The 22579-nt window shown below is 41.2% G+C and carries 19 protein-coding genes, 1 tRNA gene and 1 other annotated feature; of the genes, 4 read left to right on the forward strand and 16 right to left on the reverse strand.

Going from position 1 to position 22579, the window contains the following annotated elements; translation table 11 throughout:
* Positions 1-5: 5 nt before the first annotated feature.
* From AB2B47_RS07585 to AB2B47_RS07615, 7 genes are all read right to left on the reverse strand, one after another.
* Positions 6-572, reverse strand: coding sequence for an aminodeoxychorismate/anthranilate synthase component II (locus AB2B47_RS07585; protein ID WP_006152743.1), 567 nt, complete (start codon positions 570-572; stop codon positions 6-8).
* On the reverse strand, positions 569-1930 hold the full coding sequence (gene trpE, locus AB2B47_RS07590; protein WP_320694003.1) for an anthranilate synthase component I: 1362 nt from the start codon (positions 1928-1930) through the stop codon (positions 569-571). Before trpE ends, AB2B47_RS07585 begins: the two co-directional genes overlap by 4 nt.
* A 575-nt stretch (positions 1931-2505) precedes the next feature.
* Complete coding sequence (gene trpB / locus AB2B47_RS07595; RefSeq protein WP_320694004.1) at positions 2506-3684, reverse strand: tryptophan synthase subunit beta; 1179 nt, start codon at positions 3682-3684, stop codon at positions 2506-2508.
* A 161-nt stretch (positions 3685-3845) separates the two neighbouring features.
* Positions 3846-4077, reverse strand: a binding site (T-box leader).
* 60 nt (positions 4078-4137) lie between these two features.
* On the reverse strand, positions 4138-5364 hold the full coding sequence (locus AB2B47_RS07600; RefSeq protein ID WP_320694005.1) for a DegT/DnrJ/EryC1/StrS family aminotransferase: 1227 nt from the start codon (positions 5362-5364) through the stop codon (positions 4138-4140).
* Between the two features lie 39 nt (positions 5365-5403).
* A complete protein-coding gene (locus AB2B47_RS07605; protein ID WP_320694006.1) occupies positions 5404-6096 on the reverse strand; it encodes a sugar transferase in 693 nt (230 codons plus the stop codon).
* A gap of 106 nt (positions 6097-6202) precedes the next feature.
* A complete protein-coding gene (locus AB2B47_RS07610) occupies positions 6203-7945 on the reverse strand; it encodes an ABC transporter ATP-binding protein (protein WP_320694007.1) in 1743 nt (580 codons plus the stop codon).
* Entirely contained in the window at positions 7935-9680 is a 1746-nt protein-coding gene (locus AB2B47_RS07615) for an ABC transporter ATP-binding protein (protein ID WP_320694008.1), read from the reverse strand. The genes AB2B47_RS07610 and AB2B47_RS07615 overlap by 11 nt, the downstream gene beginning before the upstream one ends.
* 262 nt (positions 9681-9942) lie before the next feature.
* Between AB2B47_RS07615 and AB2B47_RS07620 the strand changes: the two genes are divergently transcribed.
* Both AB2B47_RS07620 and AB2B47_RS07625 read left to right on the forward strand, forming a co-directional pair.
* The gene (locus AB2B47_RS07620; RefSeq protein ID WP_320694009.1) at positions 9943-10770 is read left to right on the forward strand and encodes an exodeoxyribonuclease III; all 828 of its coding nucleotides are present in this window, start codon (positions 9943-9945) and stop codon (positions 10768-10770) included.
* An 11-nt stretch (positions 10771-10781) separates the two neighbouring features.
* The gene (locus AB2B47_RS07625) at positions 10782-11168 is read left to right on the forward strand and encodes a bleomycin resistance protein (protein ID WP_320694010.1); all 387 of its coding nucleotides are present in this window, start codon (positions 10782-10784) and stop codon (positions 11166-11168) included.
* Positions 11169-11232: 64 nt separating this feature from the next.
* On the opposite strand, the gene AB2B47_RS07630 is transcribed toward AB2B47_RS07625, so the two are convergent.
* The 3 genes from AB2B47_RS07630 to AB2B47_RS07640 form a co-directional block, all read right to left on the reverse strand.
* Positions 11233-11637, reverse strand: a complete 405-nt coding sequence (locus AB2B47_RS07630) for a PaaI family thioesterase (RefSeq protein ID WP_006152721.1) — start codon at positions 11635-11637, stop codon at positions 11233-11235.
* A gap of 69 nt (positions 11638-11706) precedes the next feature.
* Positions 11707-13188, reverse strand: a complete 1482-nt coding sequence (locus tag AB2B47_RS07635) for a UDP-glucose--hexose-1-phosphate uridylyltransferase (RefSeq protein WP_320694011.1) — start codon at positions 13186-13188, stop codon at positions 11707-11709.
* Between the two features lie 18 nt (positions 13189-13206).
* Complete coding sequence (locus tag AB2B47_RS07640; RefSeq protein WP_320694012.1) at positions 13207-14385, reverse strand: galactokinase; 1179 nt, start codon at positions 14383-14385, stop codon at positions 13207-13209.
* A gap of 168 nt (positions 14386-14553) precedes the next feature.
* Between AB2B47_RS07640 and AB2B47_RS07645 the strand changes: the two genes are divergently transcribed.
* Entirely contained in the window at positions 14554-15555 is a 1002-nt protein-coding gene (locus tag AB2B47_RS07645; RefSeq protein WP_006152752.1) for a LacI family DNA-binding transcriptional regulator, read from the forward strand.
* Positions 15556-15621: 66 nt separating this feature from the next.
* Here AB2B47_RS07645 and AB2B47_RS07650 read toward each other — a convergent pair whose 3' ends face one another.
* A complete protein-coding gene (locus AB2B47_RS07650) occupies positions 15622-16659 on the reverse strand; it encodes a zinc-binding dehydrogenase (protein ID WP_320694013.1) in 1038 nt (345 codons plus the stop codon).
* 76 nt (positions 16660-16735) lie between these two features.
* Positions 16736-17635, reverse strand: a complete 900-nt coding sequence (locus tag AB2B47_RS07655) for a cation diffusion facilitator family transporter (protein ID WP_006152725.1) — start codon at positions 17633-17635, stop codon at positions 16736-16738.
* A gap of 132 nt (positions 17636-17767) precedes the next feature.
* Between AB2B47_RS07655 and AB2B47_RS07660 the strand changes: the two genes are divergently transcribed.
* Entirely contained in the window at positions 17768-18313 is a 546-nt protein-coding gene (locus tag AB2B47_RS07660) for a TetR/AcrR family transcriptional regulator (protein WP_006152768.1), read from the forward strand.
* A 451-nt stretch (positions 18314-18764) separates the two neighbouring features.
* On the opposite strand, the gene AB2B47_RS07665 is transcribed toward AB2B47_RS07660, so the two are convergent.
* From AB2B47_RS07665 to AB2B47_RS07680, 4 genes are all read right to left on the reverse strand, one after another.
* The gene (locus AB2B47_RS07665; RefSeq protein WP_006152776.1) at positions 18765-20285 is read right to left on the reverse strand and encodes an ABC transporter permease/substrate-binding protein; all 1521 of its coding nucleotides are present in this window, start codon (positions 20283-20285) and stop codon (positions 18765-18767) included.
* On the reverse strand, positions 20278-21006 hold the full coding sequence (locus AB2B47_RS07670; protein ID WP_006152702.1) for an ABC transporter ATP-binding protein: 729 nt from the start codon (positions 21004-21006) through the stop codon (positions 20278-20280). Before AB2B47_RS07670 ends, AB2B47_RS07665 begins: the two co-directional genes overlap by 8 nt.
* A gap of 171 nt (positions 21007-21177) precedes the next feature.
* Positions 21178-22329, reverse strand: a complete 1152-nt coding sequence (locus tag AB2B47_RS07675; protein WP_320694014.1) for a DUF4767 domain-containing protein — start codon at positions 22327-22329, stop codon at positions 21178-21180.
* A 129-nt stretch (positions 22330-22458) separates the two neighbouring features.
* Positions 22459-22546 (reverse strand) — tRNA-Ser (locus AB2B47_RS07680).
* Positions 22547-22579 lie beyond the last annotated feature (33 nt).

The raw sequence follows: 22579 nt of genomic DNA on the forward strand, positions 1-22579 counted from the left end.
GTTCCTCACTTTACAACTTTCTCGATAAAATTCTGAATAGAAGATAGGCCATCTGGCGTTCCAATACTTTCTGGATGATACTGCAAGCCATAAATCGGCAAGGTTTTGTGTTGAATCCCCATAATGGCTTGGTCATCTGTCGAGCGAGCTGTTACTTCAAACTCTTCTGGCATCTCTTCAATTAAAATACTGTGGTAACGCATGACTGGACGATTGTCCTCAATTCCTTGATAGAGAACTGATGGAGTCTCAAATCGAATATGGCTTTGTTTACCGTGCATAACTTTAGGAGCCAATCCCAACTTACCACCAAAGACTTCTGCAATGGCTTGGTGCCCCAAACAAATCCCTAGAATAGGTTTCTTACCTGCAAAATCACGAATCATTTCTTCCATTTTCCCAGCATCAGCTGGCCAACCTGGACCAGGAGAAAAGACCAGTCCATCTGCCTTTTCAGCATGTTCATAAAGATGTGGATCATCATTTCTCAAAACCTGAACTTCTGCGAAATTCCCGATGTATTGAGCTAAGTTATAGGTAAATGAATCATAATTATCAATCAATAAAATCATGGTCTTAGTTCTCCCATTCTAGTCATAGATTTAGCTTTGTTAATCGTTTCTTGGTATTCGTTCTGGGCGATGGAATCATAAACAATTCCTGCACCAGCCTGTACATAGGCTGTTTTATTTTTAAGAATCATGGTTCGAATTGCAATAGCAAAATCCATGTCTCCAGTCGCTGATAAGTAACCGATAGCTCCTGCATATACGCCTCGCTTCTCTGTTTCTAGTTCATAGATGCGTTTCATGGCCCGAATCTTTGGTGCTCCCGATACTGTTCCTGCCGGCAGAGTCGCCTTCAAGGCATCCATGGCAGTCAGTTCTGGTAATAAATGTCCTTTAACCACGCTGGTCAAATGCATGACATAGCGGAAAAGTTCGACTTCCATATACTTGGTTACTTGGACGCTTGCTGTTTCAGCAATTCTACCGATATCATTTCGTCCCAAGTCCACCAACATTCGGTGTTCTGCCGTTTCCTTTTCATCAGAAAGTAGATCATTTGCAAGTGCTGCATCTTCCTCGTCATTGGCACCTCTAGGTCGCGTACCTGCAATTGGATTGGTTGTCACGATACCATTCTTGACGGAAACCAAGCTCTCAGGACTGGCACCGATAATTTGATAATTTCCAAAGTCATAAAAGTAGAGGTAATTTGATGGATTGGTCACTCGGAGATTTCTGTAGAAGTCAAAAGGATTTCCAGTTACCTCTGCGGAGAAGCGCTGGCTAAGCACACATTGGAACATATCTCCATTGCGAATCAAGTCGCGAGCTGTTTCTACCATTTCTTCAAATTTCTGAGGTGCAATATGTGGTCTAAACTGAAGTGGAGAAACGTCCAAATCCTCAAATTCATTTGGAGCAGGGATTTTCAACTCTTCTAAAACATGATCTAAAGCCACTTCTAGTTCTTCATTACTACGTTCACTGTAGAGAGCATCCTCGATGACATGAATTTTTTCTTTCTTATGGTCAAAAACTATATAACTCTCATAGACGAAGAAATGCATATCTGGCGTCCCAATCGTATCCTCAGGGAGCTGGCCAATCTGTTCATAGAGAGAAATCATATCGTAACCAACAAAGCCAATAGCTCCACCACCAAAAGGTAGGTCTGAATGGTGCTGACTCTCATGAGTCACCTCATAAAGGAAGTCCAAAGGATCACGATCAATCACCTGGCCATTTTGATAAAGAACTCCATTCTCAAACTTAATCTCAAAAACTGGGTTATAGGCTAAGATAGAAAATCGAGCATTTTCCTTTTCTCTTGGGATACTTTCAAGTATGACCTTGTGATTTCCGTTCAAACGCATATAAGCCAAGATTGGTGATAAAACATCTCCATGAATGATTCGTTCCATTGTAATTTCCCTTTCAGTTCCTTATTTTTAATTTTTTATCTTTTTTCTATTTCCCTTAAATAGTGCGGACGGGAGCAACTTTCTCCGAAATTTCATCCCTAATTTTTGAGCTCCTCGCTCATTCATTTCTAGGCTCAGGCTAAAATAGTTCCCCGAACTATTTTACTCTCAAAAATTCCGTCCTAGAGAAGCATCTTTGCTTCTCTAGGATACCACCATGGCGGGAAATAGCGGTTCGATGCTCACTTCGTTCGCAAATATTTTATAGAAATCTACCTATTGATGAAGCATAATTTAAAACTGATGGCCATATCTACGATAAATATAGAAAAATCCCCACGCAAAATAACTTGCGTGAGGACGAAATTCGCGGTGCCACCTCAATTATAGGATTTCTCCTATCTCTCATTCCTGTCTCAGATAGCTCCTGTAACAGGTTGTGCGATAAAGGGCACTCCCTTGAGAATTATGTTTTCTTCTCTCATTTCAGACGGACCCAACCTTACAGCTTTCTCTGCTTGTTTTCAGCAACCACAAACTCTCTGTGAGAGAAATCTCTGTATATTTTCCATCTTTTATTTTTTAGCTTCAAGGTAGTCTGCAATGGCAGCTACGTCCTTGTCTCCACGACCAGAGACATTGATGATGATAATCTCATCTTTACTTAGTTTTGGTGCGCGTTTGACTGCTTCAGCAATAGCATGTGAGCTTTCAATCGCAGGGATGATTCCTTCTGTTTTGCTTAATAAAAGCAAGGCTTGGACAGCTTCTTCGTCTGTCGCTGCTACATATTCTACTCGACCAGAGTCTTTAAAGAAGGCATGTTCTGGACCAACCCCTGGATAGTCCAAACCTGCTGAGATAGAGTAAACTGGCGCGAGCTCTCCATCTTCCTTAAATACTGCATAGGTCTTCATTCCATCAACAATTCCGACACTACCCTTAGTCATAGTTGCCGCGTGTTTGTCGGTATCTAAACCGTGACCAGCAGCTTCTACCCCAACCAATTTTACTTCTTCATCAGCTACATACTGTGAAAAGGCACCGATGGCATTAGAACCACCACCTACACAGGCAATAACGTAGTCTGGCAGACGTCCTTCTTTTTCCAAGATTTGACGACGTGATTCTTCACTGATGACTTTTTGGAATTCATGAACAATCGTTGGATAAGGGTGTGGTCCAACAGCAGAACCTAAAACGTAGAAGGCTTCAAGATCATTCATCCATGCTCCAAAGGCTGCATCAACCGCATCTTTGAGGGTACGAGTACCAGTTTCAACTGCGTGAACAGTTGCTCCCATCATCTCCATGCGGAAGACATTGAGACGTTGACGCTCCACATCTTCTGCCCCCATATAAACATCACATGCCATACCAAACTTAGCTGCAGCAGCCGCAGTCGCAACACCGTGCTGGCCAGCTCCTGTCTCAGCAATGACACGCTTTTTACCCATGCGTTTTGCTAGAAGGATTTGACCCAAAACATTATTAAGTTTGTGAGATCCAAGGTGGTTAAGGTCTTCACGCTTGAGATAAATCTTAGCTCCACCTAAGTGCTCTGTCAAGCTTTCAGCAAAATAGAGTGGTGTTTCACGACCTGAATAATCCTTCAAGTAATGGCGAAATTCTGCCAAAAATTCTGGATCATCCTTGTATTTATCAAAAGTCACTTCCAATTCATCTAGTAAAACCTGAATTGGTTCTGGTACAAAACTACCACCAAATTGTCCAAAATATCCTTTAGTTGTCATAAAATTTTCCTCCTTCTGTATGAATCCGGCTTTTTGTTTGCTTTTAGTAGTAGGCAAGGAGCTGTAGATAGAACTCAAGTTCATCAAAGCGACTTAACGCCCTAATAAAAGATAAATAAAATGACGGATAGAAAAAAGCCCACACACGGAATTCACTTCCATGTGAGGGCGTTCGTAACGCGGTACCACCTCAATTGTAAAGAGAATATCCCCTTTACATCTCTGCCTTGTCTAACAACAAGTTGCACTGTAAGGTGTGCGCACCGAATTTTCATTGTTTCAAATTCATTTTTTCAAATCAGCCCAATTTCACTAGTTCCAACCACCTGTTCACAGTAACCACAGGCTCCCTGAAGATCAAAAATAACTACTTTTCTGATTTGTTGAGTTAATTATATGTTATTGTTTTTTCTTTGTCAATCGTTTTCATTCATTTTTTACTAATTATTTTAATTATTTTTGTGAAGTACCTAGAATTTCTTCAGAAACTCTGACAAAAGTCTCAATGATATAATCTACTTCTTCGTCCGTTAATTTCGTGTGAAGTGGTAGTGTAATCTCGTTTACAAAGAAGGCATAAGCTCGCGGATAATCTGCCATATCAAAGCCAAGATTCTTATAGGCTGTCAAAAGTGGAAGCGGTTTGTAGTGAACGTTACTTGCGATTCCTGCCTTGGCTAATTCTTGAATAATTTGGTTGCGTTGTTCGAGATTTGCTCCTTCTACATGGGTGATGTAGAGGTGACGACAAGATTCAACTGCATCTGTCTCATGAGCCAATGGGTGAATCCGAGTTCCTGTAAATCCACGGTCATAGCGAGTTACGATTTCTTTACGACGTTGAAGCAAGTCAGGATAACGATCCAATTGTACCAAACCAATTGAAGCCATGATATCCGTCATGTTGCACTTGTAGGCAGGAGTTACGATATCGTATTCCCATGAACCTAGTTGCATCTTAGCTAGCGCATCCTTCGTTTGACCATGAAGAGATAAGATTTGGAATTCCTTGTACATTTCTTCATCATCAATAGCTAGATTAGCTTTCCAAGTAGCACTTCCTCCTTCAGCAGTTGTAAAGTTCTTGACAGCGTGGAAAGAGAATGACGTAAAGTCTGCAATAGAACCAGCTGGTTGTCCCTTGTAGGTTGAACCCAAAGCATGGGCGCTATCTGAGACAACAACGATACGGTTAAAGACCTTTTGCCACTTGCTAGCCGCTGTAAAGAGGTCGCGTTTCTTTTCTACAACTTGGAACAAACGGTCATAGTCACAGATAATCCCTGCAAGTTCTACTGGGATGATAACCTTAGTCTTCTCAGTAATCGCTTGTTCAAGCTTGTCATAATCCATTTCAAAGGTATCATCTTGGATATCAACCATAACTGGTGTCGCACCGACGTGAGTGATAACGCTACATGATGCTGTATAAGTCATAGCCGGAACGATAACTTCATCGCCAGGACCCACTTCAAGCACGCGCAAGATCAATTCAAGAGCTGCTGTTGCAGAGTTGAGGCAGACTGTCTTAGGTGTCTGAATATAGGCAGATAGACGACGCTCCAATTCTTTTGTCTTTGGACCTGTTGTGATCCAACCAGAACGGAGGGTATCTGCTACTTCAGCAATTTCAGCTTCGGTAATATCGGGCGGTGAAAATGGAATATTATACTTTGTCATTGATTTACTCCTTTTACTGTATTCACTCTTGTGACTACTTTATTTTAAAACTTCAACTACAGTCTGAAACATGATTTTGATATCTCCGAAGAAATTAAAATCACGTAGGTAGGCTAGGTTAAAGTGCATTTTCTCTGGAAGGACTCTTTCCACATAAGCCTGGTCAACCGTCATACCTTTTGCAGTCATTTGACTGATGATGGCATCCTCATCCTTATAGTTAATGCTGGCAAGGGAAGTAATCCCTGCAGGTAAGAGCAAGGTAGCCATCATTTCAGGACTATACTGCTCTGTGTAGCGTGGTACTTCTGGGCGTGTTCCTACAAAAGACATCTCCCCTTTGAGGACATTGACCAATTGCGGCAATTCATCCAAACGAACACGTCGAATGAAATTTCCAACTTTAGTGATACGACTGTCATTTGCAGAAGTTACTAGACTTCCTTTTTTATCAGCATCCGTCACCATGGTCCGGAATTTCCAAATCTTGAAATGACGGTTGTACTGGGTTACCCGCACCTGCTTGTAAATAACTGGACCTTTGCTATCTAGCTTGATCCAAATGCTTAGAATCAGAAATACGGGTGAAGTCAAGATTAACAAGACTACGGCTAGAAACAAATCTAGACAACGCTTGAAAATCAGTGAGCCTTTTCTTCTAGACACAAGCTGGTAGTATGGTTTTACCTCGCTCAATTGCATTTCTTGAGGTAGCTCATCCCATTTCAGCATGCACATTCTCCTCTGTTTTTTATATATAATCTTTATTAACATTCTACATTATACCACAAAATGAAAGAGGCAGTGCAAGAAATCTATGTTTTAAAGGAATTCTTCCCTAGGAAAGAGCACCTGCCTGCAAACTATACATCTTGTGATAGGTTCCACCCAATGCTAGGAGTTCCTCGTGGGTTCCACTTTCGATGATACGTCCCTTATCAAGAACATAGATACAATTAGCATCTTGAATGGTAGAAAGGCGATGGGCTATGGCAATGGTTGTCCGACCTTGTCTCATCTTAGCTAGGGAATTTTGGACCAGAGCTTCTGTTTCAGAGTCGATATTGGCTGTCGCTTCATCCAAAATCAGAATTTTAGGTTGACTGGCAACAGTTCTAGCAAAGGCAAGAAGCTGACGTTGACCAGTTGAAAAACTCGAACCACGCTCAGATACAGGGGCATCATAACCTAAAGGAAGATCCTGAATGAAGGAATCTGCATCGACAAATTCTGCTGCAGCCTTGACTTGGTCATCGCTGATATCTTGGTACATAGCGATATTGGACTTAATGGTCCCATGATAGAGGAAGGGATCCTGTAGAACCAAACCGATGTTTTTTCTCAGCTCCTCTTGACTATACTTTCGAATATCCACACCATCTAGTAGAACCCGACCTGACTGGAATTCATAAAAGCGCATGAGAACATTGATGATAGAAGATTTTCCCGATCCCGTATGACCGACAAAAGCAATGGTTTCTCCTTTATTGACGGTAAAGGAAATATCATCTAGAATTTGGTGTTGCCCATCATAAGAGAAGGACACATGCTCAAAGCGAATATTTCCTTCTTGAATCTTGGATTGGCCATTTTCTTGGACCGGTTCATAGTTTGACTCATCAATCAGCGCAAAAACACGTCCTGCTGACACCATGGAGGTCTGAAGAGTAGAAAAGTTTTGCGTTACCTCGATGAGAGGATCAAAGAGACGGTTGATGTACTGGATAAAGGCATACATAGTTCCTGCCGTTATTCCTAGATAAAGACCGCGATAGCCAAAGTAAGCCATCAAAACTGCATATCCCAACAGCTTCAACAAACTCATAGCTGGACGTAAAAAGAGAGAATCCAAGGCTACTGAACGATTAGCGTAGACTAGGTGTTCCTGGTTTATCTCATCAAACTCATCTTGCAGGCGTTTTTCTTGGTTAAAGGCTTGAATAATACGAATTCCTTCGATATTTTCGGCCAGCTTACTGTTAATATCTGACAGTAGACTTCTGGTTTTTTCAATGACCTTGACAGATTTTTTACGGTAGAGATTGACCAAAAGGAAAATCAAAGGCAGAAAGAGCAAGACTAAAGCAGTCAGACGATAGTCCAGAACTAACATGGTATAAAGGGTCGTCACGAATATAAAGACTGCCGAGATAAAGCTAGATAAGATCCCTGAGAACATATCACTGATAGTCTCGGTGTCATTTGTCAAACGAGAGACAATAGAGCCTGCAGGCGTTTTATCAAAGTAAGACATGCCTAGCTTCTCCATATTGTCAAAGGCATCACGTCGGATATCTCTAACGATGCTGTAGGACACGCGCGCAAAAAGGAGATTCCCCACATATTGGACAATAGTTTGAAGAATGTAGAGACCATAGTAAACTAGCAAAACTGTAACAGCAAGCTGATTAAGGTTGTTTAGATACTGGTCGATAAAGTGCGAAGCTACCAGGGGGATAATACTCTTAACAACAGTCGTCGCAAGGAGAAAAGCTAAGGCTAAAAAGGTGAGGAGCCCATAAGGCTTAAGATAAGACAACAAACGCTTTAATACAGCCCATTGTTCTTGTTTATTCCGCATCTTCTTCTCCTTTCATTTCTAACTGTTGAGACTGGTAGGTTTGGGCATACCAACCATCCAAGGCTAGTAAGTCCTCATGAGTCCCACGTTCGATAATCTGTCCATTTTGCATAACCAAGATCAAATCAGCATGAACAACTGCACTGAGACGATGGGCAGTGATGATAGTCGTTTTATCTTTGCGAGTTTCCTTGAGATTATCGATGATCGCGAACTCTGTCTTAGCATCCACAGCTGACAAGGAATCATCTAAAATCAAGATATCAGGATTTAAAATCATAGCCCGACTCATAGCCAGACGTTGCTTTTGCCCACCAGATAGACTGACACCTTTTTCCCCGATAACTGTATCAAACCCCTCAGGCATGGCTTGAATGTCTTGATAGACTTGAGCCAACTGAGTCGCTTCTTCTACTGCAGAAAAAGGTAGGTCGGGATTTCCAAAACAAATATTCTCTAAGATTGAACTAGCAAAGAGAAATTGGTCCTGTGGAACGTATCCCATCAAACTACGCAAGTCAGCTAGTCGATAGTCACGAATGTCATGACCATTTAGATAAATAGCTCCTTGGTCAACATCATACTCACGTAGGAGCAATTTAATCAAAGCAGTTTTCCCTGAACCAGTTTGCCCAACCAAGCCCAAGGTTTGTCCTTTTTCGAGACTAAAATGTATATCTCTCAGCGTCTCTTCGTCTTCAAAGGCAAAACTATCAATAGCATATTCCAAGCGCCCATTTTCAATCCCGTCAAGTGGATATTCTGGGTCTTTGACAGGTGACTCTTGGGACAAAAGACTCTCAATTCGTTGATAAGAAACCTTCCCTCTTTGAGTAATATTAAAGAGGAAACCAATCGCCATCAAGGGCCAGACCAACATATCTAAGTAAGAGATAAAGGTGACAAGATTCCCAACGGTTACTTGTCCTGCTTGCACCATAAAAGCACCGACTAAGAGAGTTAAGGCATAGGAAGAACCAACAAAGAGTAGAACCATGGGGTCAAAGAGACTATCATATTTCATGGTTTGCAGATTCTTTTGGAAGGTCAAATTATTGACTTCCTGGAAAGATGCCAATTCATCAGACTGATAGCCAAAGGACTTGGTTACCTTAATACCTGATACAGACTCCTGAACCTTATTATTAAGTTCAGAAAAGGCTGCTTGTGATTCTCCGAAAGCCTTATGGGTCTTTCTCCCCAGACGACTAGTCGCATAGGCCATAAACGGCAAAGGTAGAATGGCAACCAAGGTCATCTGCCAAGAAATGCTAAAAAGCATAGTCAGCAGAGTCACCAAGGCCGTGATAGAGGCATCCACCGCAGACATGACACCACCACCTGCTAAACGAGTCAGAGCATTGATATCATTGGTTGCGTGAGCCATCAAATCCCCAGTCCGATAATTCTGATAAAAAGCAGGCGACATCTTTGTAAAGTGCTCAAATAGTCTTGAACGCATGATTTGTCCAAGTCGGTAGGAGGTCCCTAGGATATACATGCGCCAAACATAACGCAGGTAGTACATCCCGAAAGCTGCCAGCAGGAGATAAAAGAGATGAAGCAGGAGCTCATCTTGTGTTAATCGTCCCGAAGTAATGGCATCAATCACGCGCCCCATGACCATAGGTGGGATGAGGTTTAGTACAGAAACCAAAACCAAAGCTACGATTCCAACTAGGTAACGGCGTTTTTCTAATTTAAAAAACCACCAGAGTTTTTGGATGATGGACATAAAATTCCTTTCTAATGACAAATGGAAACCTGAGGCGACTGCCTCAGGTTTTTCCTATTCATCGGTGATGACACTAACTTAAACTTTGTCATATTCAGCGATAAAGATACTCAAAGGAGTAACATTTCATTTATTTTCAATCCTTTACATAAATCATTCTTTATTATATAGGAATGACCTTGATTTTTCAAACTATACGCTGGGGAATTCCTTCTTTTTCTGGTATAATATTGTCTATAATCTGAATGAAAAGGTAAACATTATGAAACTGATCTCATGGAATATTGATTCCCTAAACGCTGCACTCACGAGTGATTCTGCGCGTGCGAAATTATCACAAGACGTCCTCCAAACATTGGTAGCCGAAGACGCTGATATCATTGCCATCCAAGAAACCAAGCTTTCAGCTACAGGGCCTACTAAAAAACATCTTGAGGTGTTAGAAGAACTCTTCCCTGGATATGAAAATACTTGGCGTTCCTCTCAAGAACCTGCTCGTAAAGGCTATGCTGGAACCATGTTCCTCTATAAGAAAGAACTGACTCCAACTATCAGTTTCCCGGAAATTGGTGCACCTTCTACCATGGACTCTGAAGGCCGCATCATTACCCTAGAATTTGATACATTTTTCGTGACTCAAGTTTACACACCAAACGCTGGTGATGGCCTCAAACGCTTGGAAGAACGTCAAGTCTGGGATGTCAAATATGCAGAGTACTTGGCTCAACTAGACAAACAAAAACCTGTCCTAGCAACCGGAGACTACAATGTTGCCCACAAGGAAATTGACCTTGCTAACCCGGCCAGCAACCGCCGTTCACCAGGATTTACAGACGAAGAACGTGAAGGATTTACAAACCTTTTAGCCAAGGGATTTACAGATACCTTCCGCCATATCCATGGCGATGTGCCAGAACGCTATACTTGGTGGGCACAACGCAGCAAGACTTCAAAAATCAACAATACAGGCTGGAGAATCGACTACTGGCTCACAAGTAACCGTGTAGCAGACAAGGTTACCAAGTCAGACATGATTGACTCAGGCGCACGCCAAGACCATACACCGATTGTCATGGAGATTGATTTCTAAGGAGAAAACGAATGGACTATCAAGCTGTCATCCCTGAATTTGTAGTATCTGACCTCGAAAAGTCACGCCACTTCTACTGCGACTTATTGGGATTCTCTGTCGAATACGAGCGTCCAGAGGAAAAATTTCTCTTCCTTTCGCTTGAAGACTGCCAACTTATGCTAGAAGAAGGCAACGCAGAAGAATTATCCCAACTGACTTATCCTTTCGGGCGTGGTGTCAATATTTCCTTTGGTATCAAGGATGTCCCTCAGCTCCACCAAAAACTGCTGGAAGCCAACTATCCCATCTATCGTCCTTTGACTAAAAGAGAATTTCGAGTTGGTGAACAATATATCTACCCTCATGAATTTGCAGTTTTAGATCCAGATGGCTATTTTTTAAGATTTAGTGAATAGAATAATAAATCATTAGAGTGGAAAAGTAATAAAAAAAGAGGCGTTTGCCTCTTTTTTTTGTTTCCTATATCCTCACCTGTCTATCTTCAGACCGTTGTCCTGTGACAAACATGGTGAAGGTTGCCTTGCAGACATTTCGGCCATCTTGGTTGATGATGTCAACATCGACGACACAAGTGGTGCGTCCTTGATGGACACATTCTCCTTTGATAGTGAGAACATCCCCTAGATTTCCTGCTTTCAGATAGTTGATGGAAGACTGGAGTGTCACCCCGTCTAATCCAAGCGAAATCACTACAAGTCCACTGATTTGATCACAAAGTGTAAATAGATAACCTCCATGGGCATTCCCATAGTAGTTGAGTGAGGAGTCCACTACTTTTGTTGTCACCACCACGTGACCGTCTCTCATTTTTTCAATTTCGTAATTTTCAAAGGCAGATATAGCGTCAAAGTGAAAATCTTTCATACGTTCCTCCTGATATTTCAAACGACACTATGATACTACTTTTCAAGACTCTACGCAAGAGAGAAGCACTTATTCAGGTAAAATACCAACCTGCTCCACAAAGCGCATAAAGGCAGCTTGTCCTTCTTCTGTTTGCTTGTAAACTCCTGCATCTTCCAAAACTCGAGCAAAGATTTTTCCAACAGATTCTTGGACGATTTCAAGAGCTTGTACTTTGTCAGTCAATCCAGGATGGGATTCTTTCAACTCATCCGCCCATTCTTGGTGATAATCTGCTACTGAAACATCCTCTCCGACTAGATAAGCTGCCACCTGCTCCACTTCTTCCTTCAAGCGTGGTGGCAAGATAGCCAATCCCATAACCTCTATCAAGCCGATATTTTCCTTCTTGATATGTTGGACATCCTTGTGGGGATGATAGATACCATCTGGATGCTCTGGAGATGTTTGATTATCCCGCAAGACCAAATCCAACTCAAACTGCCCATCTCTTTTACGCGCAATCGGTGTGATAGTGTGATGCGGTGTTCCATTACTTTCTGCCAAGACCTGTACACTTGGATCTGAGTATTGACGCCAAGCCAGCAAGATTTTATCCGCTAGTTCTGTCAAATCCTCTTTAGAATCTGAAGTTAGTCGAATCACAGACATAGGCCAATGGACAATTCCTGCTTTGACAGTTTCAAAACCTTCAAAGGTAAAGTTTTTCTGAATAGGAGCCACTTCCATTGGGAAAACATGACAACCACCTTGATAATGATCATGGGTCAGGATGGAACCACCCACGATTGGTAAGTCTGCATTCGAACCAGCAAAGTAGCCTGGAAACTGCTCCACAATCGCTAACAAACGTTCAAAACTTTGGCGACTAATAGCCATAGGACGATGTTTGCTGTCTAGGAAAATACAGTGCTCATTAAAGTAAGCGTAAGGCGAATACTGGAAGCCCCACTCCTGCCCAGAAATATCAAAACGAATAATCCGGTGATTGCTTCTAGCTGGATGATTGACACGACCATGGTATCCTTCATTTTCCATACAGAGCTGACATTGAGGATAGTTGCTCGACTTGACCAACTTAGCTGCCGCTATCTCTTTTGGATCCTTTTCAGGCTTAGAGAGATTGATGGTAATCTCTAGTTCACCGTAGTCAGATGGTACACGATAAGCAATATTCTTTGCGATAGCCTTCAGTTTGATGTAATCATTCTTCTGACTGAGTTGGTAGAAATCCGCAATTGCCTGCTCTGGTGACTGAGCATAGGTATCCCAAAAATCACGATTAACCTGACTTGGACAAGGCGTTACCAAGTCCATGAGGTCAGCACCGAGAATCTCACGCGCAGTCTGACTATCTTCAATTGTTTCCAATCGAACGGCTTCCTCGACAAGCTGATCTTTTAGTTCAATCAAATCATCTTGGTCAATCTCAACTTCAAGAACTCCATCTCCCACCAGTGCTAAAACACGATTGGTCAGATAAATCCGATCTAACTCTTCAAAGCTACTTTCTGCAATGACTTTGGTCACAAATCTTTCTACTAAGGTCACTAGACAACCCCCTTCTGACTAATCAAGAATGCGAGTTCCACCTGCCACTTCAGCGATATAGAAGCTTGGAGCGTAGCCAACGATTTCTTCATAGTGCTTGCCAACAGCTTCCTTGAAGGACTCAACAGCATCTTTTTGAACCAAGGCGATCGCACAACCACCAAAACCTGCTCCTGTCATACGAGCACCAAGAACACCTTCTTGAGCCCAAGCCGTATGAACAAGCGTATCTAATTCCAAGCCAGTCACTTCATAATCATGCTCAAGAGAAACGTGAGAGGCATTCATCAAACGACCAAACTTGTCCAAATCGCCTGCTTGAAGAGCGGCTTGCGCTTTAAGCGTACGTTGGTTTTCAAGAACGGCATGACGAGCACGTTTCAAGCGATTTTCGTCTTTGATGAGGTAGCTATATTCATCAAAAGCCCATTCATCCAATTCACCCAAGGTTTGAATATTTAAGGCCACTTGGAGTTCTTCTACTGCTTTTTCACATTCAGCACGACGTTCATTGTACTTAGAATCCGCAAGTTCACGGCGTTTGTTAGTATTCATGATGACAACGACATTGTCCTTCAAATCAAGCGGAACCAAGTCGTACTCTAAAGTATTGGTATCTAGGTAAATAGCACGTTGGTCTGCCCCCATACCGATAGCAAATTGGTCCATAATACCAGAGTTAACACCGATAAAGTTATTCTCTGTCAATTTTCCGATTTTTACTAAATCTAAACGGTCCAATTTTAGGTCAAAGAGGTATTCTGCCACGACACCAGTCAAAAGCTCTAAGGATGCAGAAGAAGACAAACCAGCACCATTTGGGATATTTCCATAGACATAAAAATCAAACCCTTTATCAATCACATGACCAGCTTCTTGCAAGAAATGAAGGACACCTTTTGGATAGTTGGTCCAGTTGTGCTCTTTCTCAAACTTAAGGTCAGCTAGAGGTACTTCGATAATGCCTTTGTCCTCAAAGTTTGCGGAGTAGAAACGCAAAACTTGGTCATCACGCTTGCGTGCTGCTCCATAAGTTCCTAGTGAAATAGCAGCTGGGAAAACATGGCCACCATTATAGTCAGTATGCTCCCCAATCAAGTTGATACGGCCTGGTGAGAAGAAGGTTTGATCTGCTTCTTGACCAAAAACAGCAAGAAAGTCCTTGCGAAGTGCATCAGCAGTAAGATGTTGTGTCATATGAATTCTCCTTTGACAATTTTTTAGGTAAAAAAGTTTACCTTGTAATCGTTTTCTTCTATTGTACCCAAGGGTTTTGCTTTGGTCAACATTTTTACCGATATTTTACTAAACTATGAGTAAAAAGATAGAAAAATATGATATAATAACCTAAAAAGGAGGGGAATTATGGCTACACTCAAAGATATTGCTCAGTTAGCCTCTGTTTCAATCGCAACTGTATCCCGTGTCCTCAATCGCGATCAGAGTCTATCTGTCACAGAAGAAACCCGACATCGTATTTTAACTGTCGCCGAAGAACTAGGTTATACCAAACATCTCAAAACAGGCGAAAGTCACAAACTGAAACAAAAGATTGCCATTATCCAGTGGGTCAGCGAACAAGGTGAGTTGGAAGACCTCTACTACTACCAGATTCGACTAGGAATCGAAAATAGGGCACAAGAATTAGATTACGAAATCTTACGCTATTTCAATGATCAACCTTTTACGCTTAGCGAAGAAGTTATTGGAATTCTTTGTATTGGAAAATTTAGCCAAGCACAGATTGCATCATTTGAAGAATATCAAAAACCTCTAGTTTTTCTAGATAGTGACACCATAGCCTTGGGACACACCTGTGTCATTACAGATTTTAATAATGCTGTTAGACAGGTAGTGGATTACTTTACAGACCACGGGATTAAGAAGATTGGTATCTTATCCGGTCTTGAAACGACTACTGACCAAGAAGAAGTCATCGCAGACAAACGCTTAGGTTACTTTAAATCCTATACACAAGAAAAAGGAATTTATAACGAGAAATTCATTTTCCAAGGTCTATTTACTGCCCAATCTGGATACGACTTGATGAAAGAGGCTATCGAAAAATTAGGAGATAAACTTCCACAAGCCTTTTTTGCAGCTAGTGATAGTTTGGCAATAGGTGCTCTTCGCGCCCTTCAAGAAGCCAGCATCAGCATACCAGAGCGCGTCAGCATTATTTCCTTTAATGATACCATTCTAACCAAGCAAGTGTTCCCACCCCTTTCCAGTATCTCAGTATACACCGAAGAAATGGGACGTACAGGGATGGATATTTTGAACAGAGAAGTCCTTCATGGGCGTAAAATTCCAAGTCTCACTATGCTTGGAACCAAACTGACGTTAAGAGAAAGCACCTTGCATTAAGCACACCAGTTGAACATAAAAAACCCTAATAGAGATTCTCAAATCCTATTAGGTTTTTCTTTTTTTTTAATCCATCACAATCATAGACTTAATAGTCTTGCGTTCATCCATAGCCTTATAAGCTTGGTCGATATCTTCCAATTTATAACTTGTGGTAAAGACACGACCTGGATTGATATCACCATCAAGAACAGCTTTGAGCAAGAATTGCTTATCGTATGTTGTTGCAGAAGCCGCTCCACCCGCAACAGAAATATTCTGAGCAAAGGTCGAACCAAGGGCACGGTTATTATAGTGAGGCACACCAACAATTCCCATACGACCGCCATTATGAAGGACACCCAGAGCCTGTTCAACAGCCGCCTCAGTACCAACACACTCAAGTGCTGCATCTGCCCCTCCTCCAAGGATTTCACGCACCTTGGCAATGCCTTCTTCACCACGTTCGGCCACAACAGCTGTCGCTCCTGACTCCAAGGCCATTTGTTGTCGATCTTCGTGACGACTCATAAGGATAATTTGTGAAGCTCCACGCATCTTAGCCGCAATGACAGCACATTGGCCAACAGCCCCATCCCCAATAACGACAACCTTGTCGCCTTTTTGCACATTAGCCACACGCGCTGCATGATAGCCAGTCGGCATGACATCAGCCAGAGTCAAGAGGGATTTAAGCATCCCTTCTGTATAATCGGACGGTTGTCCAGGGATTTTTACAAGTGCCCAATTGGCAAAATGGAAACGGATATACTCAGCCTGGACACCACCTGACCAGTTGGTGCCAATATGGCGGTCACAAGTCCCATCATAACCAGCACGACAGGCATCACACTCTCCACAACCATGAGTGAAAGGCGCGATGACAAAGTCACCTGGTTTGACCGTTGTAATGGCTTCTCCAGTTTCTTCAACGATTCCAATCGCTTCGTGTCCACTATTTTTATGTCCCGCTTTAATATCTGGATTGCGGTAACTCCATAGGTCTGAACCACATACGCAAGCACGAACTACGCGGATAATCACATCATCCGCCTCTTGAATACTTGGACGTTTAACCTCTTCAATACCAACCTGACCTGCTTTTTTATAGACTGCTGATTTCATAAAATTTCCTCTCTGTATCTAACTACCTTTAGTATACACTTTTTAGCAAACTTTCGCTCATTTATACTACGTCTCATTAATGATGATGATGTTCATGACTTTTATCTACTTCCAACTCTTCGACCTTTCGCTTATGGGCTTGGTGAGTTTCTAGGTCTGCATCAATCTCAATGGTGATATTTTGAAAACCACAATCTTTGAGTTTTCTTCGAATCGATTCCTTGCAAAGCTCCATCTGTTCAATTTCTTTTAGACAAACATGGACAATAGCATTTTTCTCCAAACCATCCATAGTCCATAGATTAAGCTGATTGATACTAGCTACATGGTCCAATTGCTCCAAATCGCTCTTGACTTGCTTGATATCTACACCTTCTGGCACAGCATCGAGGAAAATCTTGAGTGTAGACCAAAAACGTGGAATAGCTTTTGACAGAATAAAGATCGAAATGACAAGAGATAAGAGCGGATCCAGAATATACCAATCAGTAAATCGCAGAACAATAGCCATTAGGATGACAGCTACCCAACCCAGAGTATCTTCCAGAAAATGAAGACTCATAATAGACTCATTCTTGGTTTTTCCTTTACGAACTACTAGACTTGCCAGCACATTAATGCTAACAGCAATGATTCCTAACCAGAGGATTCCCTCATCATTGACAGGTTGTGGATTAAAGAGTTTCGTTATATTTTCCAAAATAACGAGAACAGACCCTGTCATAAGAATCACAGCCGTTACCATGGCCCCCAAGAGGCTAAAGCGCTTGTAACCCAAGGTGTAATGACTATCATCTTCACGATTAGAGATTGTTTCTAGAAAGGCTGATACCCCAATAGCGATTGCATCTCCCAAGTCATGAATCGAGTCCGCAAGAACTGCACTAGAACCAAAAATCCCTCCTGCGATAAACTCAATAATGGCATAACTCAAATTTAAGAAAAAAGCTAACCAAACTGTATGTTTTGTCTTCATAATCAACATTCCTTTGTTATAATAGATTCATGAACATCTTGTTCATTATCATTATCTAACATTCATTACAGAAAGGATAGGAGCAAACTGTTTACTTTGTAAGATACTGAACAGTTTGTTCAAAATGTCCATATGACTAGTCAAGATCGTCGCATTACCAAGACACGAAAAGCTATCTATACTGCTTTTTTACAATTACTAAATCAAAAAAGCTTTGAAACGATTACCGTTCAGGAGATAATAGACCTAGCAGATGTCGGTCGTTCCACCTTTTATAGCCATTATGAAAGTAAAGAAATACTCCTAGACGAGCTCTGCCGTTATCTCTTTCATCATCTTTTTGAACGCGAGAAAAATATATCTACAGAAGCTTATTTGTCCCATATCTTTTCACATTTTAAGAAAAACCAGGACCACGTCACCAGCCTCCTTTTCTCAAAAAATGACTACTTCCTCCGTCAATTACAGAAAGAGCTAGAACATCATGTTTACCCCATGGTAGCAGAGGACTTACAAGTTGCCTATCCTAATATTCCTGCTTCCTACCTCAAGCACTTTGTTGTAACTAACTTTATCGAAACACTAACCTGGTGGCTCAAAAAAGGGAAATCTTATAAGGAAGACCAAGTAGTGAGATTTTACTTAGACGTCATGGAAATGAACTCTAAAAAACTATAGATTCAAATACTAAATGAAAGGAAGAATCCTATGTACACCTTTATCTTTCTTGCACTCATCATTCTTATACTAACTCTCCCCTTCTCCCTTTACCACCTGATAGTGGCAGGTTTGGCTATTGCACAAAAAAATTTTAACAAAGGAATCAAATGTATCCTCATTGGTAGTATCTTCACGATGCTTTCTCTTTTCCTTCATTTCTATATGCCTATTATGTTTGAGAGTTTTATACCTGTCATTTCTCTATTAATTTGGATAATCGGAGTTGTCCTCATCTGCTACGGAGCCTATTGGAATGACAAACAGAAAGGCAACTTTAAAAAGTCTCATCACATCATAAGGATTTCATTAGCTGTCTTGTTAACACTTATACTACTTTTAATCTAATACAAAAAACCTATCTTGTCTTAAGCAAGATGGTTTTTTTGTTAGTATAAAGTAATTTCTATATTTATTTTTGAAGTATTCCTTCTTGAAGGAGAAACTCATGCGCCACTTCTTCAGCTGATTGGCCTTCCACACCAACCTGATAGTTCATCTGACTCATCTGGCTCTCAGTGATTTTACCAGCTAATTTATTGAGGACTGCTTCCAACTCAGGATGTTTTTCGAGTAATTTAGCTTTCATGAGTGGAGCGCCCTGGTATGGAGGGAAGAGTTGTTTATCATCCTCCAAAACCACTAAATCATAGCGAGCAATTTCAGCATCTGTTGAGTAAGCATCTGTAATTTGAATATCTCCTGATTGGATAGCTTGGTAGCGAAGAGCTGGCTCCATGGTTGCCACATTGAGATTCAATCCATAAACAGACTGCAAGCCCTTGTTTCCATCCTCACGGTCATTAAACTCCAGAGTGAATCCTGCCTTGAGTTGTCCTTCCACTTTTTTCAAGTCTGAAATCGTCTTAAGCCCATATTCTTGCGCAATTTTTTTAGGAACTGCTATAGCATAAGTATTTTGATAAGCCATGGGTTTAAGGAAGGCTAGTTGATCCTGTTTGGCAATGCCGTCACGAGCCACCTCGTAAACCTTTTCCGGGTCATGCCCAATTTTTGGAGATGATTGGAGGAGACTCTCTGTCACTGTTCCAGAAAATTCTGGATAGATATCAATGTCCCCTTTTTTCAGCGCTTGGTAAAGAAAGTCTGTCTTCCCAAAATTGGGTTTAACCGTCACCGTCATATCCGTATTTTCTTCGATGAGAAGTTTATACATATTCATGAGAATCTCAGGTTCAGGTCCTAACTTCCCAGCTATAACCAGATTTTCTTTCTCATTATGTGGAATGATGCTTGGAACATAACTAACTCCCAAACCAAGGACCATGACAGCAAAGGTCGAAACAATCGTACGCAACTTTGCCTTTTCCAACCATTTGAGAATGACATTAAAGAGAATGGCCAAGATGGCTGATGAGATTGCTCCGATTAAAATGAGACTAGCATTCCGACGGTCAATTCCCAAAAGGATAAAGGAGCCCAATCCACCAGCTCCCACAAGAGCTGCTAGAGTCGCTGTCCCAATAATCATAACGGTCGCTGTTCGAACCCCCGATACAATGACAGGCATAGCAAGTGGAATTTCAAACTTCTTGAGTCGCTCCCACTTGGTCATTCCAAAAGCAATTCCTGCCTCCTCAAGACTAGGATCAATGCCATTCAGGGCTGTGATTGTATTTTCTAAAATCGGGAAAATAGCGTAAATGACAAGGGCTGTGAGTGCTGGTAAGGTTCCAATCCCCATCAAAGGAATAAAGAGCCCCAACAAAGCCATTGAAGGAATGGTCTGGAAGATACCCGCAACTTGTAGCACCCAGGTCGCTGCTTTTTTGTGACTATTTAGATAAACCGCAAGTGGGATGGTCAGAAAAATAGCGACCAATAAGGTCAAAAGAGATAATTGTAAGTGTTGTCCCAGAGCTGTTACCCATTCACTAAATCGCTCCTGAAAGGTTGAAATGAAATTAGACATGAAGGCCACCTCCAAACAAGTTTGCTACAAAGTCTGTCGCAGGTGCTTGTAAAATTGTTTCAGGGTCAGCGACCTGGCGAATTTCCCCATCCTTCAATACTGCAATTCTATCGCCTAATTTCAAGGCTTCGTCTGTATCATGAGTAACGAAGATAGTGGTCATACCAAACTCTTTGTGCAATTTTTTAGTCAGAGCCTGCAACTGCTTGCGAGAAATTGCATCGAGAGCAGAGAAAGGCTCATCCATCAGTAAGATTTTTGGTTCTGCAATGATGGCCCGCACAATCCCAATCCGTTGTTGCTCCCCACCCGATAACTCGCTCGGTAAACGATGAGCATAATCTACAGCAGGGAGACCGACCTTATCCAAGAGTTCTTCTGTTTTAGAGGCTATTTGTTCCTTGCTCCAGCCCTTCATCTCAGGAATCAATGCTATATTTTCCGCCACCGTTAAATTTGGAAAGAGAGCAATGGCCTGCAAAACATAACCAGTAGAAAGACGTAATTCTCGTTCATCATAGTCCTTGATCCGTTTTCCATCCATGTAGATATTGCCATCAGTCGGCTCCAAAAGACGATTGATCATCTTGAGCATGGTGGTTTTTCCAGATCCTGAAGGACCTACCAAGACCATAAATTCTCCATCTTCAATACGGAGATTGACATCTTTTAAAATGTCCTTATCCGTGTAACGCAGGACCACATTTTTATATTCAATCATATTCTTCCTCACCATCTCCTTAAAAGCTAAGATCCTTATCTCACTTTTTATAAGAGTTTAATCATTATTATAACATTGTAATACTAGATATTACATCTGTCAACGATTTTGATTTGAAATCATATATAAGAAAAAGAGTTTGGCTAAGGCCAAACTCTCCATTATGATTGATTATTCTTCTTCCACCAAACGTTTAAACTCCGCTTGGATTTCTGTATTTTCTGTCGGTTTTAAGTACATGATTCCACCATTTGTCGTTGGTGAATGAAAAACAATCGTTTCTCCTGTGTTAGTTATCGCAAAGAAGTAACTATGAACATCTGGGTATTTATCCCAATTACTATAACGCTCTACAATTCGGTACTGGGCATTTCCTAGACCTGTCTCCGTATACTCAGCATTCATTTTCTCACTTGGTCCATCATCCCTAAGTGTATAGAGGTGGTCAGCCCCCACATCTCCTCCTGAGATTCCCTTTTGGTAATTGGGTTGTCCTAGTCTTTCTCCCCACCCTTTTATGAAGGCTTCTAATTTAGCAGACTTGCTAGCATTCCAAGGAGCTATTTGTTCTTCACTCGAAATAGTCTTGCTGCTAGTAGAGCTTTCAAATTTCTGCCAATCTAGTTGCTTGAAGTTCATTAATTCGGCTTCTGTCTTACCAAAGTCAGAGTGCAAACTTTTATTCCCAGGAACTCGAATATCCTGTTCTTGTAGTTTACTTGCAACTTGCTGGTTTAAATTCAGATGATAGAGTACTCCTCTACCTTCTCCTGTACCAGAGGACCAACTTAATTCCAGGATATCACCACCCTTATAGATATTCATAGAATTTCTAGCACCACCATGGCCGGCTACAAAACCTTCTGCTAAAAGTATCGGTTTCTCATTTACAAGATAATAAAGACCCGAAATAAAATAATCACCATTAGATTGCTCAACGCCTATTAATAATTCCTCTACACCATCTTGATTAAGATCCGCATAAGCATAACTCATCTTATCTGATTGAAAAACCGCATTTTCAAGAGACCAACTATTGATAGGGCGTTCAGTGCCTTGTAAACTCTTATAGAGATCAGAGATTGCATTTACATCCTTCGGTGTAGAAAGTATTTTTTGATAATTATCAAAAACTGGCTTGTAGAATTCTTTAAAATTTTTCTTAGATTCTACGGAAGTTTGTTCATTAATATTTGATTGACTAACAGTTGTTGATAAACTAAGTCCCTGATTAGAATTTTCAGAGCTATGATTACTACAGCCAAACATAAAAAGACTCATGAATAGAACTAGCAAGACTCCTAAAATACCCTTTTCTTCCATAACAAACTCCTTTATCATTATCTAATTATTGTAGTGATTTCACTTACATTATATCAAATGTTTAAGAGTTATAAAAAGAATAATATAAGACTAAGGCAATAAAAAAAGAGCTATAAAGCTCTTTAATTACGGAGAATAAGGGATTCGAACCCTTGCGCCAGTTACCCGACCTAACGATTTAGCAAACCGTCCTCTTCAGCCTCTTGAGTAATTCTCCTATTAATGGGCACGAGTGGACTCGAACCACCGA

Origin of the sequence: Streptococcus wuxiensis (assembly GCF_040888245.1) — a bacterium.
Classification (GTDB): Bacteria; Bacillota; Bacilli; order Lactobacillales; family Streptococcaceae; genus Streptococcus; species Streptococcus wuxiensis.

Excerpts from the sequence above, each read along its gene's own strand:
- AB2B47_RS07585 (WP_006152743.1), bottom strand. The coding sequence starts at position 572 with ATGATTTTATTGATTGATAATTATGATTCATTTACCTATAACTTAGCT.
- trpE (WP_320694003.1), bottom strand. The coding sequence starts at position 1,930 with ATGGAACGAATCATTCATGGAGATGTTTTATCACCAATCTTGGCTTAT.
- trpB (WP_320694004.1), bottom strand. The coding sequence starts at position 3,684 with ATGACAACTAAAGGATATTTTGGACAATTTGGTGGTAGTTTTGTACCA.
- AB2B47_RS07600 (WP_320694005.1), bottom strand. The coding sequence starts at position 5,364 with ATGACAAAGTATAATATTCCATTTTCACCGCCCGATATTACCGAAGCT.
- AB2B47_RS07605 (WP_320694006.1), bottom strand. The coding sequence starts at position 6,096 with ATGCTGAAATGGGATGAGCTACCTCAAGAAATGCAATTGAGCGAGGTA.
- AB2B47_RS07610 (WP_320694007.1), bottom strand. The coding sequence starts at position 7,945 with ATGCGGAATAAACAAGAACAATGGGCTGTATTAAAGCGTTTGTTGTCT.
- AB2B47_RS07615 (WP_320694008.1), bottom strand. The coding sequence starts at position 9,680 with ATGTCCATCATCCAAAAACTCTGGTGGTTTTTTAAATTAGAAAAACGC.
- AB2B47_RS07620 (WP_320694009.1), top strand. The coding sequence starts at position 9,943 with ATGAAACTGATCTCATGGAATATTGATTCCCTAAACGCTGCACTCACG.
- AB2B47_RS07625 (WP_320694010.1), top strand. The coding sequence starts at position 10,782 with ATGGACTATCAAGCTGTCATCCCTGAATTTGTAGTATCTGACCTCGAA.
- AB2B47_RS07630 (WP_006152721.1), bottom strand. The coding sequence starts at position 11,637 with ATGAAAGATTTTCACTTTGACGCTATATCTGCCTTTGAAAATTACGAA.
- AB2B47_RS07640 (WP_320694012.1), bottom strand. The coding sequence starts at position 14,385 with ATGACACAACATCTTACTGCTGATGCACTTCGCAAGGACTTTCTTGCT.
- AB2B47_RS07645 (WP_006152752.1), top strand. The coding sequence starts at position 14,554 with ATGGCTACACTCAAAGATATTGCTCAGTTAGCCTCTGTTTCAATCGCA.
- AB2B47_RS07650 (WP_320694013.1), bottom strand. The coding sequence starts at position 16,659 with ATGAAATCAGCAGTCTATAAAAAAGCAGGTCAGGTTGGTATTGAAGAG.
- AB2B47_RS07655 (WP_006152725.1), bottom strand. The coding sequence starts at position 17,635 with ATGAAGACAAAACATACAGTTTGGTTAGCTTTTTTCTTAAATTTGAGT.
- AB2B47_RS07660 (WP_006152768.1), top strand. The coding sequence starts at position 17,768 with ATGACTAGTCAAGATCGTCGCATTACCAAGACACGAAAAGCTATCTAT.
- AB2B47_RS07665 (WP_006152776.1), bottom strand. The coding sequence starts at position 20,285 with ATGTCTAATTTCATTTCAACCTTTCAGGAGCGATTTAGTGAATGGGTA.
- AB2B47_RS07670 (WP_006152702.1), bottom strand. The coding sequence starts at position 21,006 with ATGATTGAATATAAAAATGTGGTCCTGCGTTACACGGATAAGGACATT.
- AB2B47_RS07675 (WP_320694014.1), bottom strand. The coding sequence starts at position 22,329 with ATGGAAGAAAAGGGTATTTTAGGAGTCTTGCTAGTTCTATTCATGAGT.